The sequence below is a fragment of the Streptomyces alboflavus genome (assembly GCF_000716675.1).
GTDB lineage: Bacteria > Actinomycetota > Actinomycetes > Streptomycetales > Streptomycetaceae > Streptomyces > Streptomyces alboflavus.
The window spans coordinates 219,931-232,625 of the sequence record NZ_JNXT01000004.1 but is presented as its reverse complement, the minus strand read 5'-3'; the positions used below and the strand labels follow the sequence as shown (position 1 = coordinate 232,625).

The following is a 12,695-nucleotide window of genomic DNA, read 5'->3' as shown; positions in this document are numbered from 1 at the left end:
CCGTGGAAGCCGTCCTACGCGAGCGAGAGGAACAGCTTCTCGAGGCGCGCCCGCATCCGCTCCCGGTCACCACTTTCGGCCAACTCTGTGTCGGTCAGGCAGTGCTGGAGGCCGGTCGCGATGATGGCGAACCCGGCCTTGTCCAAGGCCCGGGACGCGGCGGCCAGTTGGGTGATGACGTCCTCGCAGTCCCGGCCCTCCTCGATCATCTTGATCACGCCGTTGATCTGGCCCTGGGCCCGGCGCAGCCGGTTGACCGCGGTCTTCAGTTCCTCGGCCGCCATCGTCAGTTCCACTGCTCACTCCGATCTGGATACCCCTATGGGTACCGTACGGGAGTGGTGCACGCATCAACGAAGGCATCCTCCAAGCATCCGATGAAGGGAACTTCCGTGCCGTCCCCCACCGCGCTCACCGCCGTCGAGGCCCACCACCGCCTGGACGAGCTGGCCGTCGTCGACGTCCGCACCCCCGCTGAATTCGCCTCCGGGCACCTCCCGGGCGCCCACAACATCCCCCTGGAACGCCTCACCGAAGCCCTGCCCGCCCTGAAGGCCGCGGCGGCACGCGGGGAACTCCTCATGGTGTGCGCCTCCGGCAACCGCTCCGCCCGGGCCTGCGCGACCCTGGCCGAGAACGGCGTCCCCGCCACGACCCTCACCGGCGGCACCACCGGCTGGACCGGGCACGGATACGACGTGGAGCGCACCGAGGGCACGGCCCGTGCCGCGTGGGCCATGGAGCGCCAAGTCCGGCTGGCCGCGGGGTCGCTGGTCCTGACGGGACTGGCCCTCGGGCTGCTGTGGCCCTACGCCCTGTGGCTGTCCGCGGCCGTCGCCGGTGGCCTGGTCTTCTCTGCGGTCACGGACACCTGCGGCCTCGCCGCCGTGCTGGCCAGGCTGCCGCACAACAGCCCCCGCGACACCGACCTGCACGCCACGCTCGCCGCCCTGAACCACTGACGGCGGGGCGCCCCGGCCGCGCGTCAGCCGGCGTCGGCAGTCCCGAAGTCCCTTACGTAGCGCCGCTGCCAGGGCGTCTCGACGGCCCGGCGGTGATAGTGGGCGCGCACATAGGCGACGGCCTCCCCGGCCGGGACGCCGTCGAGCACGGCCAGGCAGGCGAGCGCCGTGCCGGTGCGGCCGAACCCGCCGCCGCAGGCGATCTCCACGCGCTCCGTGGCGGCGCGGGCCCAGGCCTCGCCGAGGAGTTGGCGCGCCGCGAGCCGGTCCGTGGGCAGCCAGAAGTCCGGCCAGCGCAGCCAGCGCGCGTCCCACGGCACCTCGGGCGGCTGCTTGCCCTGGAGGTGGACGGCGAACATCGGCTCGGGCCCTGCGGGCAGCGGGCGGCGGAGCCCCCGGCCGCGCACGAGCCGGCCCGAGGGCAGCCGCAGCACACCATCGGCGGTCTCGCTCCATGTCTCAGCCACATGATCTCCCAATGTTCACCACATGATCACCCTACGGAGAAGGGCGGCAGCACGGCGTGAGTTGCGCTCCGGGCGAACGATCGGCCCCGCAGTCGCAGGTCACAGAGCGCTTCGTGCACCAAAGAGGCAATGGCCACGCCGACCTAGCCGATACTCACCTGGTTCTAACGGAATCTTGACTTCGACAGGGCATATTGACGCGCATGACAACCATGGTTCCTGTCTGCCCGTACTGCGGCCGGGTGGAATGCATCTGTCCGGCAGTGGCCGGCCACTTCGCGTCGGCCCGCGCGTGCGCGCCGACGGCCACACCGCCGCGTGTCAGGCGGGGCGCACCGACCACGCGGACGCTGATACGCCGCGTGGGCCCCGCCCACCGGACGGGGTCCCACCGCCCCGCCCTCCGTGCCCCGAGCACACCGACCCCGACCGCCACGAGCAGGACCACCGCTGCGGCGACCTGCCCGTAGTCGGTGCCGCCACCGACACCTGACCTGCCGTCGTCGCGCACGCCGGACCTCTGGCCGACGACGACGGCGCCCAGTACCGTGCCGATGCCGCCCTCATCGACGCACCATCGATGAACGAGGCCGAGATCGCCACGAGTTCGCACGCCGAGCGGGCCTTCGGCGTGCCCGCGTACCTGCCGTCGACGGGGCGGACGGCTTGGACGGGCCGGGGTGCGGGGGCGGGCAGGGACAAGCGGGACGGGCGGGGGACAAGCGGGCCGGGCGGGGACGAGCCCCTGACGAGAGGCGGAGCGGTGGCGAAGAGTGAGACGGTGACGGACGGGAAGCCGGTCGTCGAGGTCGCGGTGCGCGAGTGGGCCGAACTGGGCGAGGGCCCCACCTGGGACCCGGCCACCGGCCGCCTGATCTGGGTGGACATCCTCAACTCCCGTGTCCACACCTACGACCCGGCGAGCGGCCACCGCACGGTGCTCGCCACGGAACAGCACGTCGGCGCGGCCAAACCGCGCGCGGGCGGCGGCCTCGTCGTCAACCTCCGCGACGGCATCGGGCTCTACGGCCCCGACGGCGCCTTCTCCTGGCTGGTGCGCGACCCGGTCGCCGGACGCCGCGGCAACGACGCCGCCGTCGCCCCCGACGGCGCGCTGTGGGCGGGCACCATGCGCTACGACGAGGCACCCGGCGGCGGCGCCCTCACCCGCGTCACCGCGGACGGCACGGCGACCGAGGTCTTCCCCGGCGTGGCCGTGAGCAACGGCACCGGCTGGAGCCCCGACGGCACCCTCCTGTACTACGTGGACAGCCCCACGCGACGGATCGACGTGTGCCGCATGGACGGGCAACACCCCGTGGAACGACGGGAGTTCGTGGCTATCGCGGACGCGGACGGCTTCCCGGACGGCCTCGCCGTGGACGTCGACGGCTGTGTGTGGGTGGCGCTCTGGGACGGCGGGCAGGTGCGGCGCTACACCCCGGACGGCACGTTGGACCGCGTCCTGCGGCTTCCCGTGGCGCGCCCCACCGCGTGTGCGTTCGGCGGCCCGGACCTGCGTGACCTGTACGTCACGACGGCCCGGACCGGCCAGGAACGGCCGCACCCGATGGCGGGCTCGGTCCTCGTCGTCCGGGGCGCGGGCCAAGGGCTGCCGGGGACGGCCTTCGCGGGCTGACGCAGCCGGGCCGAAGCCGTCCCGGGGCGCCGCGCCGGCCTCAGACGGTCCGGCTCGCGAACATCGAGGAGATGACGCGCTCCGCCTGGTCGGTCAGGTAGAAGTGGTCGCCGGGCAGCACCAGTGCGGAGAAGTCACCGCTGCCCGCGTCCCGCCACGCCTCCACGTCCTCCGGCGACACCTCGGTGTCCTGGTCGCCCGTGAACACGCCGATGGGGCAGCGCAGCCGGGCCGTCAGGTCAGGGCGGTACGTCTCGATCAGGCGGTAGTCGGCGCGTATCGCGGGCAGCACGATCTCGCGCATGTCCGGGTCGTCGAGGAGCTGCGGGTCGGTGCCGCCGAGCTGCTTGATCTCATCGACGAGCCGCTCCTCCGGCAGCAGGTGCACCGTCCCGGGGCGCTGGCGGCGCGGACCCTGGCGACCGGACACGAAGACCTGCCGGGGCGCAGGACCCGGGCCCGCCTCCAGGCGCAGCGCCGTCTCCCAGGCCAGCGCGGCGCCCATGCTGTGACCGAAGAAGACCAGCTCGCGATCGGGGCGCACACCGGCCCGCAGGGCTTCGGTGACCGCGTCGGCCAGCTCCGTCATGGTGGCGATCGGACGCTCCGCGAGCCGGTCCTGACGCCCCGGGTACTGCACCGCGACCAGCTCCACGTCCAGCGGGAGGAGCCGCGCCCACGGCGCGAAGGAGGAGGCGGTGCCGCCCGCGTGCGGGAAGCACACCAGGGTGGTGCGGGCGCCGGGGCGCGGCTGGGTGCGGCGCAGCCAGCGGGGCGTGGGAGCGGCCGAGTCGACACCGGGGCGGTGGGCGCTGGGATTCGGTTCGGTGGTCATCAGCACTCCGTCGAGCAGCTAGGCGGTCGGGCCGCGGTTCAAGTGGTTGCCCGCGCGACGGAACCAGAAGCGGGGCAAGCGCCGCAACCCGGGGCAGCGGCTCGGGCGACGCCCGAACCGCTACCCCGCACCGGTGCCTCGTACACACACATGTCCGGTCGCCCGGACGGCGAACGCCGACTGCTGACAGATTTCCTTGGCTGTCTGCTGTCTGCTGTCTGCTGTCTGCTGTCTGCTGTCTGTTGTCTGCCTGTCGCGTCTGCCCTCAGTCGTCGTAGTGGATGACCCCGTCCTCATCCATCGTCGGGTGCAGCTTCATCGGCTCCGTCGTCTCCATGTCGGAGGGGCGTGCCGACTCGGGTCCGTCGCTGCCGACCCTGACCATGCGTTCCACGCGGCAGATGCGGAAGCAGCGGTCGCGCACGACGATCTGGTTGGCGCGTCCGGCCGACTTGAACTCCTCGGCGGCGCTCCGGAATTCGGCGCGTTCGGCGGCGTCGAAGTCGTACAGGATCGGCCACAGCTCGGTCATGCCGTGGACGAGGAGCCGCCGCGCGTCGTGCGGGGTGGGCATGAGGGCGCCGCGGGGGCGCCACCGCTCGCCGCGGCGTTCCGCGACGCCGAAGCTGACCGGGAGCAGGACGACCTCCGGATAGTCCCGGGCGGCCCGTTCGGAGTCCTCGCGGAGGGCGGCGGGGAGGTGGCCGCCGGAGTAGGTGAAGCCGCGCAGGGCGATGCGCAGCGCCCCCGCCATCAGGCCCTCGGTGCTGTTGGGGCCGAGGGCGAAGCCCACGTCCTGCGAGGGCGGGCTCGGCCGGTCCTCCCAGGAGGCGTCGGCCGGCTCGGGGTCGGTGGGGCGGGGCGGTTCGAGGCCGTCCTCGCCGGCGCGGGCGAACTCGTCGCCGCGGACGATGCGGTAGCGGGTGCCGAGCACGGTGACCTCGTTGACCGGTTCGCGTTCGAGCCGGGTCACGGCCGCGAGGAGCGCGCGCCGCTGCTCGCGGTCCTCGGTGTCGTCCTTCGCCTTGAACCACAGCAGGGAGTTGAGGCCGTCCCGGGCCTGCTGGGGTGTGCCCTCGGTGACGTCGCCGAGCAGCCGCCAGGGTTGCCCGGCGCCGGTCTCCCGGGCGGCGAGCCCGAAGACCGGCCCGCGCACGGCCAGTTGTGGGTACAGGTACGAAGCGTCCACCGCGTCGGCCTCGCTGACCCATGCGGCCGGGTCGTCACGGCGGACCAAGTCGCTGTGCAGCGCGTCGATCTGCCGCTTCCAGTCGTCAGGCATGTGTGCATTGTCCCGACTCGCGCCGTCCCGCGCGGGCCGCGTCACGCGGGAGCATGACGAAGTGGTCGAATGCCGCGCGCGGGGGACCGGCGTGCCCTATAGGGGGCCCTCGCTCCGGCGCGGCTCCCGCGCGTACTGCGCCACTCCGTCGCCGAGCGACCAGTCGATCGACTCGTTCTCGGTCACGGTGACGAACACGTTCCGCGGCTCGGTACCGGCGTAGGCGTGGGCGAGTTCGGCGATCCGCCGGTAGAGGGCCCGCTTCTGGTCGGGGGTGCGGCCGGAGCGCATCGTGATCGCCACGTACACGATGCCGCTGTCGCGGCGCACCCCGAGATAGTCGTCGTACCGCAGCGTGCTGCCCCCGCCGCTGTGGCCGCTCAGGACCTGGAACCGGTCGTCGGCCGGGATGCCGATGGTCTCCACGAGCGCGTCGTGCACGGCTCTGCCGAGGGCGTCGAGGCGGTCCGGGCCGGCCTCCAGGGCGTCGATACGGACAAAAGGCATGGCGGTGTTCCTCTCGCTTGTCGCTGCTGTACAGACTAGTAGGTACAGTCGGCTTCCCCGGGACCGGGACCGGGGCGGGGTCGAGGGGCCCTAGGCGCCCTGAGTGTCCTGCGGGGAGCCGTCAGGGGCGTCCTTGCGGAACAGCCCCGTCCAGAGGAACGGTTCGCCGAAGTGCGCGGACTCGGGCGGCTCGTCGCGCATGCGGCGCAGCTCGACCTCGGTGAGGTCGGAGAAGATCCAGCGGAGCGACTCCGCGGTGTAGCCGAGGCCGCCCTGGAGTCCGGAGCCGCCGTAGAGGTCGGCGTCGGGGAGTTCGCAGCCCATGGCGCCCGCGGCGAAGCAGGTGAGGCCGAAGTGGCCGCCGGGCGCGAGCGCGCGCTCAAGCAGGGCGAGGTAGCTGACGCGGCGGTGCGGCGGCAGATGGTGGAAGCAGCCCGAGTCGTAGACCAGGTCGTACGGCCCGCCGAGCGCGGCGGGGCCGAGTGCGAACGCGTCGCCGAGGTGGAAGCGGACCGCGGCCCCGGCCTCGCGGGCGCGCTCCTCGGCCCAGGCGAGCGCGGTGGGCGACACGTCGACGGCGTCCACCTCGAAGCCGAGCGCGGCCAGGTGCAGGGCGTTGCGGCCCGGTCCGCAGCCCAGGTCGAGGGCGCGCCCCGGCCGGATCAGGCCGCGCTCGACGTACGAGGCGAGGCTCGCGTCGGGCTTCGCGACGAAGAACGGCACCGGCTTGGACCGGTCGGCGTAGAAGCCGTCCCACCAGTCGGCCGCGTCCGCGGTCCAGCGGTCGGCCTGCGGCGCGAACAGCCCGTCGAGGAGCTTCAGTACGTCGTCCACGGTGCGTATGTTCCGGTCCATCCGAACCCCTTTCGCAAGGGGCCAAGAATATCGGTGGTACGCAGGAAATCCCAGGTCAGACGGGAAGTGGCGGCACGGCCGCAGCGGACTTGGGAGAGGCAGGACCCGGCTGCGGGACAGCGGCGTCCGGCTGCGGGAAGGCGCGGCGGTAGTCGCTCGGGGACACCCCGACCTGCTTCAGGAAGTGGTGGCGGAGGTTGTTCGCCGTGCCGAGGCCGCTGAGTTCGCTGACCTTCTCGACGGGAAGGCCGGTGGACTCCAGGAGGCTCTGGGCGCGGGCCAGGCGCTGGTTGAGGAGCCACTGGAGGGGGGTCGTGCCGGTGGCGGCCTGGAGGCGGCGGTAGAAGGTGCGCGGGCTCATCGCCGCGCGGCGCGCCAGATCTGTCACCGTCAACGGCTGGTCGAGGCGCTCCCGGGCCCACTCCAGGACCGGGCTCAGCCCCGCGTCGTCCGTGGCGGGCACCGACAGGTCGATGAACTGGGCCTGCCCGCCCGGCCGGTGGGCGGCCACCACCATGCGGCGGGCCAGCTGGTTGGCGACGTGCGCGCCGAGGTCGCGGCGTACGAGATGCAGGCACAGGTCGAGGCCTGCGGCGAGCCCCGCGCTGGTCAGGACGTCGCCGTCGTCCACGTACAGGACCGAGTCGTCGACCTCCACGCGCGGATGGCGGGCGGCGAGCTGGGCCGTGTGCATCCAGTGCGCGGTGGCCCTGCGGCCGTCGAGTATGCCCGCGGCGGCGAGCGCGAAGGCGCCGGTGCACAGCGACACCATGCGGGCGCCCGCCGCGTGGGCGCGGCGCAGCGCGTCGACGAGGCCGGGTGGCATCGGCGCGCCCTCGTCGACGCAGGCGTCGGGCACCGACGGCACGATGACGGTGTCCGCGCCGACGAGGTCGTCGAGGCCGTAGGGGGTGCGCAGCGAGAAGCCGGACGGCGCCGCGCCGCCCTCCTCGCCGCCGCTGATGCCGCACAGCCGGAGGTCGTACCAGGTGTCGGCCAGATCCGGCTGGGGCTTGCCGAACACCGTGCACGGGATGCTCAGTTCGTACAGGTCCCACGACGGGACCCCGATCTCCTCGGTCACGACCACCGCGACGGTTCCAGCGCTCATGCGGGCGAGGATAGGACGTCCGCCGGGCTGGCAGGAATTTGGTGACCACCGTCACCACCGTCACTGTCGTGGCCTCCGGTGCGCTGCGAAGGTGGTCCTACGTGATCAACGTGATCAGCCGCCTGAAGGCGGATCTTCTAGGAGTTACGACGCAATGAGCGCAGAACGACGCGCCCCCGTGACCGTCATCGGACTCGGCAACATGGGCACGGCCCTGGCCGCCGCCTTCCTGGAGCGCGGCCACCCCACCACGGTCTGGAACCGCTCGCCGGAGAAGGCCAAGGCGCTCGCCGAGCGCGGCGCGCAGGTCGCGGCGACGCCCGAGGAGGCGGTGACCGCGGCCGAGTTGGTGATCGCCTGCGTCCTCGACTACGACGCGCTGCACACGGTGCTCGACCCGGTCGCCGACCGGTTCGCGGGCCGCGCCCTGGTGAACGTGACCTCCGGATCGCCGGAGCAGGCCCGTGACTTCAGGGACTGGGCAACGGCGCGGGGCGCCACCTACCTCGACGGCGCCATCATGACCACGCCGCCCGGCGTCGGCAGCCCGGACATGATGTTCCTCTACAGCGGCTCGCAGGACACCTTCACCGCGCACAAGGAGACCCTGGACGTCCTCGGCGACGCGCTGTTCCTGGGCACGGACCCGGCGGTCGCCTCGCTGTACGACGCCGCGCTGCTCGGTCTGATGTGGGCCACGTTCAACGGCTGGCTGCACGGCACGGCGCTCGTCGGCGCCGACCAGGTGGCCGCCACGGAGTACACCGTCCTCGCGAACCGCTGGCTCGGCGGCGCGGTGAGCGGCTTCCTCACGCGGTACGCGGCGCAGGTGGACGAGGGTCACTACCCGGGCGACGACGCGACCGTGGACGTGCAGATCGCGACCATCGACCACCTCATCCACGCGGCGGCCGACCGGGGTGTCGACAACGCGCTGCCGGAGCTGCTGAAGGCCGGGATGGAGCAGGCGAAGGCGGCGGGGCACGGCGGGGACAGCTACGCGAGCGTGATCGAGGTGATGCGGGGGAAGGGCGGGACGCACGCCTAGGCGCAGGGCGAACGACTAGGCGCCGAGGGCGCGCGGGCCCACGACGGTGGGCGACCGGGAGCCTGGAACACGGTGACGGCGGCGACCGGGAGCGCGGAACACGGTGTGGCGTCGGCTCGGAAGGGCCGACGCCGCCACCGTTCACCAGCTCCGCGTGAGGTCCGGTCGGGGCTGGTCGGGTGCACGCCGGGCGGAGGGCAGACCGCCGAATCCGGGGGAGTCCACCGACGTACCGGCGAGCCGGTCCGCCAGCGAGCGCGAGGAGCGCGAGAGCACCGGGAACACGTTCAGGAGGAACAGGGCGACCGCCGCGATCCAGCACAGGACGGACAGGAAGAGCCAGCCCTGCACCAGCATGCAGCACGCGAGGGCGTACACCGCGACGTCGGCCGAGGTGGTGACGGCCGCCCGGAGCGCTGTGCGCGAGGGCGTGCGCGGGGTGACGCGCAGCCCCATCAGGGCCTTGCCAAGGGTGCGGCCGGTGAAATTCAGCGTGAGCCACTGGTAGAGGAACGTGAGCACGATCAGGGCGAGGAAGCCCTGCTGGAGGTAGCCGACGGCGTCGTTCCAGAGCGAGTCGACCATCTTGTCGGCGGCTCCCTGGGCGTCGCCCCCGGACTTGACGAAGTGCCAGCTTCCTTTGGTCGCCAGCTCGGGCACGTCGGTGATGAGTGCCGAGATGCGGTTGAAGGTCAGGACGGCGAGGCCCGAGGCCGCCGCCGCCACCAGAGCGAAGTCGATGAGCCAGGCGCCGAGACGGCGGAACTTCGGCACAGATGATCCCCCAAGACTGCTGCCCCCCGGTCTGAGTGCGCATCACGGTAGCAACACCGACGTCCTGCGCAGCCGGTCAGTTGAGACGATCCCAGGACACTCCCTTCGTCCAACTCCCTTGCGGAAGCGTCAACATGACTCCGGGGCGACCGGCGTACCGGAGCGCGCGCGACGTGCGTGAGGCGCGGATCGGTGGCTTCGCTCCGCGCGCGCTCCGCGCGTGGCAGGGCGTCCTCCGGAGGCCCCCTCCCTAGACTCCGGCCATGGACACCACGCGGCTCGACCGCCTCGCCGACGGCAAGTACCTGCTGGTCACCAGTTACCGCAAGGACGGCACGGGAGTCCCGACGCCGGTCTGGGTGGTGCGGGACGGGGACGCGCTCGGCATCTGGACGGTCACGGACAGCTGGAAGGTGAAGCGGATCCGCCGTCGCACGGACGTTCTCGTCGGTCCCTGCGACCTGCGTGGCAAGCCGACGGGTGCCCAGGTTCCGGCCACCGCCGAAATCTGTGACGCGGCGACGACAGCGCGTTACCGCAGACTCATCGCACGGAAGTACGGCGTCTCAGGGGTCCTGGTCCTGCTCGGCAGCAGGCTGCGCAGAGGGGTCCGCGGCACCGTGGGTATCCGCATCGTCCTCGTTCCGTGATCAAAGACGTGGCCTCTGTCCCGAATTGGGGCGCAATGCGGGCAAGTTGATGCCCGAGAGACGCAGATCACACCACTTCGGCGGCATTGGTACATGAGACCTACACCGATTCTGTGCGTCTCCTACCCGAGGATGAGGGGGCCCTGCCAGGACTACACCGGTCGTGGGCCGATAGTCCGGCCCGCAGTCTGACTTCCGGGCCCCGACCGGACGGCACGATAGAGGGGAACCTGAAGACCTGTACCGACGAGCATCAACGTGCCGCCGGATGGTCACCCTTGCCTGCCAATCCCGACGGGGGTCTCTTTCGCCGTGGCTACGTTCCTCTACAAGCTGGGCCGTCTCGCGTTCAGACGGCGCTGGTGGATGGCGCTCATATGGGTGCTGCTCTTTGTAGGCGCCGGCTTCGCCGCCTCGGCAGCTCCCAAGGCACCTGCCGACACGTTCTCCATGCCCGGCACGGAGTCGCAGAAGGCCTTCGACCTGCTCGACGAGCGCTTCCCCCAGACCAAGTCCGACGGTGCCACCGCACGCGTAGTGGTCCGCGCTCCGAACGGTGAGAAGATCACCGCAACCGACAACAAGGCGAAGGTCGACAAGCTCGTCGCCGCCCTGGGCAAGGGCGCGAAGGTCTCCAAGGTCGACGACCCGTTCAAGACGGGTGCCGTGAGCAAGGACAAGACCACCGTCTACGCGACCGTGTCCTACACGGACACCGGCACGGAGCTGAGCGACAAGAACAAGGACGCGCTCGAGAAGCTCCTCAAGGACACCCGCAAGGACGGCCTGACCGTCGAGGCGGGCGGTGACGCCGTCAAGACCGAGCAGAGCATGGGCGGTAGCGCCGAGCTGATCGGCATCGGCGTCTCCGCGGTGGTCCTGCTCATCACCTTCGGCTCGATGATCGCCGCGGGCATGCCCATCCTCACCGCCCTCATCGGCGTGGGCATCGGCATCTCCAGCATCACGGCGCTCGCCAGCACCCTGGAGCTCTCCAGCACCACCTCGACGCTCGCGATGATGATCGGTCTCGCGGTCGGCATCGACTACGCGCTGTTCATCGTGTCCCGCTACCGAGCCGAGATAGCCGAAGGACGCGAACCCGAGGACGCGGTCGGCCGCGCCGTCGGAACCGCGGGATCCGCCGTGGTCTTCGCCGGACTCACCGTCGTCATCGCGCTCGCCGGCCTCATGGTCGTCAACATCCCGCTGCTCACCAAGATGGGTATGGCCGCGGCCGGCACGGTCGTGATCGCCGTGCTGATCGCGCTCACCCTGATCCCGGCGCTGCTCGGCTTCGGCCGCCGCAAGGTGCTGCGCCGCAAGGACCGCAAGAAGCCGTTCGGCACCCCGCACACCGACCCGCACGGCAAGCCGAAGCTCGGCACCCGCTGGGCCCGGTTCGTGCTGCGCCGTCCGCTGATCGTGCTGCTCTTCGCCGTCGTCGGCCTCGGTGCCATCGCGGCCCCGGCCGCCAAGCTGGAGCTCGGCCTGCCCGACGAGGGCACGTTCGCGACGGACACCACCCAGCGCAAGGCGTACGACATGCTGTCGGACTCCTTCGGCAAGGGCTTCAACGGCCCGCTCACGGTCGTCGTCGACAAGGACGGCAAGGGCGCCGGTGCCGCCGCGAAGGACGTCGGCGAGGCGCTCAAGAAGTTCGACGGCGTCGTCAACGTCACCCCGGCCGCACCGAACAAGGCGGACGACACGGCGACCATGACGGTCGTGCCGAAGACGGGCCCGAGCGACGCCGACACCGAGAAGCTCGTCAAGAAGATCCGCTCGGACATCAGCGGCGTCGAGTCCAAGACCGGCTCCGAGGTCCTGATCACCGGCTCCACGGCCATGACGATCGACTTCTCGCAGACCCTCGACGACGCCCTGATCCCGTACCTGGCTCTCGTCGTCGGCTTGGCCTTCCTGCTCCTGATGCTGGTCTTCCGCTCCGTCCTGGTCCCGCTGAAGGCGGCCCTCGGCTTCCTCCTGTCGGTCCTCGCGGCGCTCGGCGCGGTCGTGGCGGTCTTCCAGCAGGGTCACCTCGCCGACGTCTTCGGCGTCGACCAGCCCGGCCCGATCATGAGCATGATGCCGATCTTCATGATCGGTGTGGTGTTCGGTCTCGCGATGGACTACGAGGTGTTCCTCGTGACGCGTATGCGTGAGGCGTACGTCCACGGGGCCCGCCCGGGCGAGGCCATCGTGACCGGCTTCACGCACAGCGGTCGCGTCGTCGCCGCTGCGGGAGTCATCATGATCAGCGTCTTCTCCGGCTTCATCATGGAGAACGACGACATGATCAAGATGATGGGCTTCGGCCTCGCGTCGGCCATCCTCTTCGACGCCTTCGTGGTCCGCATGGCGATCGTGCCCGCGGTGCTCGCCCTGCTCGGCAAGTCCGCCTGGTGGCTGCCGCGCTGGCTCGACAAGATCCTCCCGAACGTGGACGTGGAGGGCGAGAAGCTGCACAAGCAGCTCGGTGACGTGAACGGCGGACCCGCGCCGTACAGCGACCCCGAGCGCGAGCTGCAGCGCGTGCGCTGACCCTGTAGTGACGGGGCGGCC

Annotated in this window: 13 protein-coding genes; 5 read left to right on the top strand and 8 right to left on the bottom strand. The window is 71.5% G+C overall.

The features are described from left to right. Nucleotides 1-14 precede the first annotated feature (14 nt). Nucleotides 15-296: a metal-sensitive transcriptional regulator gene (locus tag OO63_RS05770; RefSeq protein ID WP_030358230.1), complete on the bottom strand. Its 282-nt coding sequence runs from the start codon at nt 294-296 to the stop codon at nt 15-17. Nucleotides 297-377: 81 nt separating this feature from the next. On the opposite strand from OO63_RS05770, the gene OO63_RS05765 reads away from it, so the two are divergent. Next, nucleotides 378-962 (top strand): rhodanese-like domain-containing protein, encoded by a 585-nt coding sequence (locus OO63_RS05765; RefSeq protein WP_030358229.1) that lies wholly within the window; start codon nt 378-380, stop codon nt 960-962. Nucleotides 963-985: 23 nt separating this feature from the next. Here the strand turns inward: OO63_RS05765 and OO63_RS05760 are convergent, their stop codons facing one another. Further along, entirely contained in the window at nt 986-1,429 is a 444-nt protein-coding gene (locus tag OO63_RS05760; protein ID WP_033263832.1) for a protein-tyrosine phosphatase family protein, read from the bottom strand. Between the two features lie 781 nt (nt 1,430-2,210). Between OO63_RS05760 and OO63_RS05755 the strand changes: the two genes are divergently transcribed. Continuing rightward, nucleotides 2,211-3,068: an SMP-30/gluconolactonase/LRE family protein gene (locus OO63_RS05755; RefSeq protein ID WP_030358227.1), complete on the top strand. Its 858-nt coding sequence runs from the start codon at nt 2,211-2,213 to the stop codon at nt 3,066-3,068. Between the two features lie 40 nt (nt 3,069-3,108). Here the strand turns inward: OO63_RS05755 and OO63_RS05750 are convergent, their stop codons facing one another. From OO63_RS05750 to OO63_RS05730, 5 genes are all read right to left on the bottom strand, one after another. Beyond that, nucleotides 3,109-3,903, bottom strand: coding sequence for a thioesterase II family protein (locus OO63_RS05750; protein ID WP_051810578.1), 795 nt, complete (start codon nt 3,901-3,903; stop codon nt 3,109-3,111). A gap of 265 nt (nt 3,904-4,168) precedes the next feature. After that, complete coding sequence (locus OO63_RS05745; protein WP_030358225.1) at nt 4,169-5,185, bottom strand: DUF5954 family protein; 1,017 nt, start codon at nt 5,183-5,185, stop codon at nt 4,169-4,171. A gap of 96 nt (nt 5,186-5,281) precedes the next feature. Beyond that, the gene (locus tag OO63_RS05740) at nt 5,282-5,692 is read right to left on the bottom strand and encodes a tautomerase family protein (RefSeq protein ID WP_030358224.1); all 411 of its coding nucleotides are present in this window, start codon (nt 5,690-5,692) and stop codon (nt 5,282-5,284) included. 90 nt (nt 5,693-5,782) lie between these two features. Continuing rightward, on the bottom strand, nt 5,783-6,547 hold the full coding sequence (locus tag OO63_RS05735) for a class I SAM-dependent methyltransferase (protein ID WP_033263831.1): 765 nt from the start codon (nt 6,545-6,547) through the stop codon (nt 5,783-5,785). A gap of 55 nt (nt 6,548-6,602) precedes the next feature. Beyond that, a complete protein-coding gene (locus tag OO63_RS05730) occupies nt 6,603-7,637 on the bottom strand; it encodes a GlxA family transcriptional regulator (RefSeq protein ID WP_051810577.1) in 1,035 nt (344 codons plus the stop codon). Nucleotides 7,638-7,812: 175 nt separating this feature from the next. Between OO63_RS05730 and OO63_RS05725 the strand changes: the two genes are divergently transcribed. Continuing rightward, nucleotides 7,813-8,706 (top strand): NAD(P)-dependent oxidoreductase, encoded by an 894-nt coding sequence (locus OO63_RS05725; RefSeq protein ID WP_030358221.1) that lies wholly within the window; start codon nt 7,813-7,815, stop codon nt 8,704-8,706. Between the two features lie 141 nt (nt 8,707-8,847). Here OO63_RS05725 and OO63_RS05720 read toward each other — a convergent pair whose 3' ends face one another. Further along, nucleotides 8,848-9,480, bottom strand: a complete 633-nt coding sequence (locus OO63_RS05720) for an RDD family protein (protein WP_051810576.1) — start codon at nt 9,478-9,480, stop codon at nt 8,848-8,850. Between the two features lie 263 nt (nt 9,481-9,743). On the opposite strand from OO63_RS05720, the gene OO63_RS05715 reads away from it, so the two are divergent. Both OO63_RS05715 and OO63_RS05710 read left to right on the top strand, forming a co-directional pair. After that, nucleotides 9,744-10,130, top strand: coding sequence for a PPOX class F420-dependent oxidoreductase (locus OO63_RS05715; RefSeq protein ID WP_030358219.1), 387 nt, complete (start codon nt 9,744-9,746; stop codon nt 10,128-10,130). A gap of 312 nt (nt 10,131-10,442) precedes the next feature. Then, complete coding sequence (locus tag OO63_RS05710) at nt 10,443-12,674, top strand: MMPL family transporter (protein ID WP_030358218.1); 2,232 nt, start codon at nt 10,443-10,445, stop codon at nt 12,672-12,674. Nucleotides 12,675-12,695 lie beyond the last annotated feature (21 nt).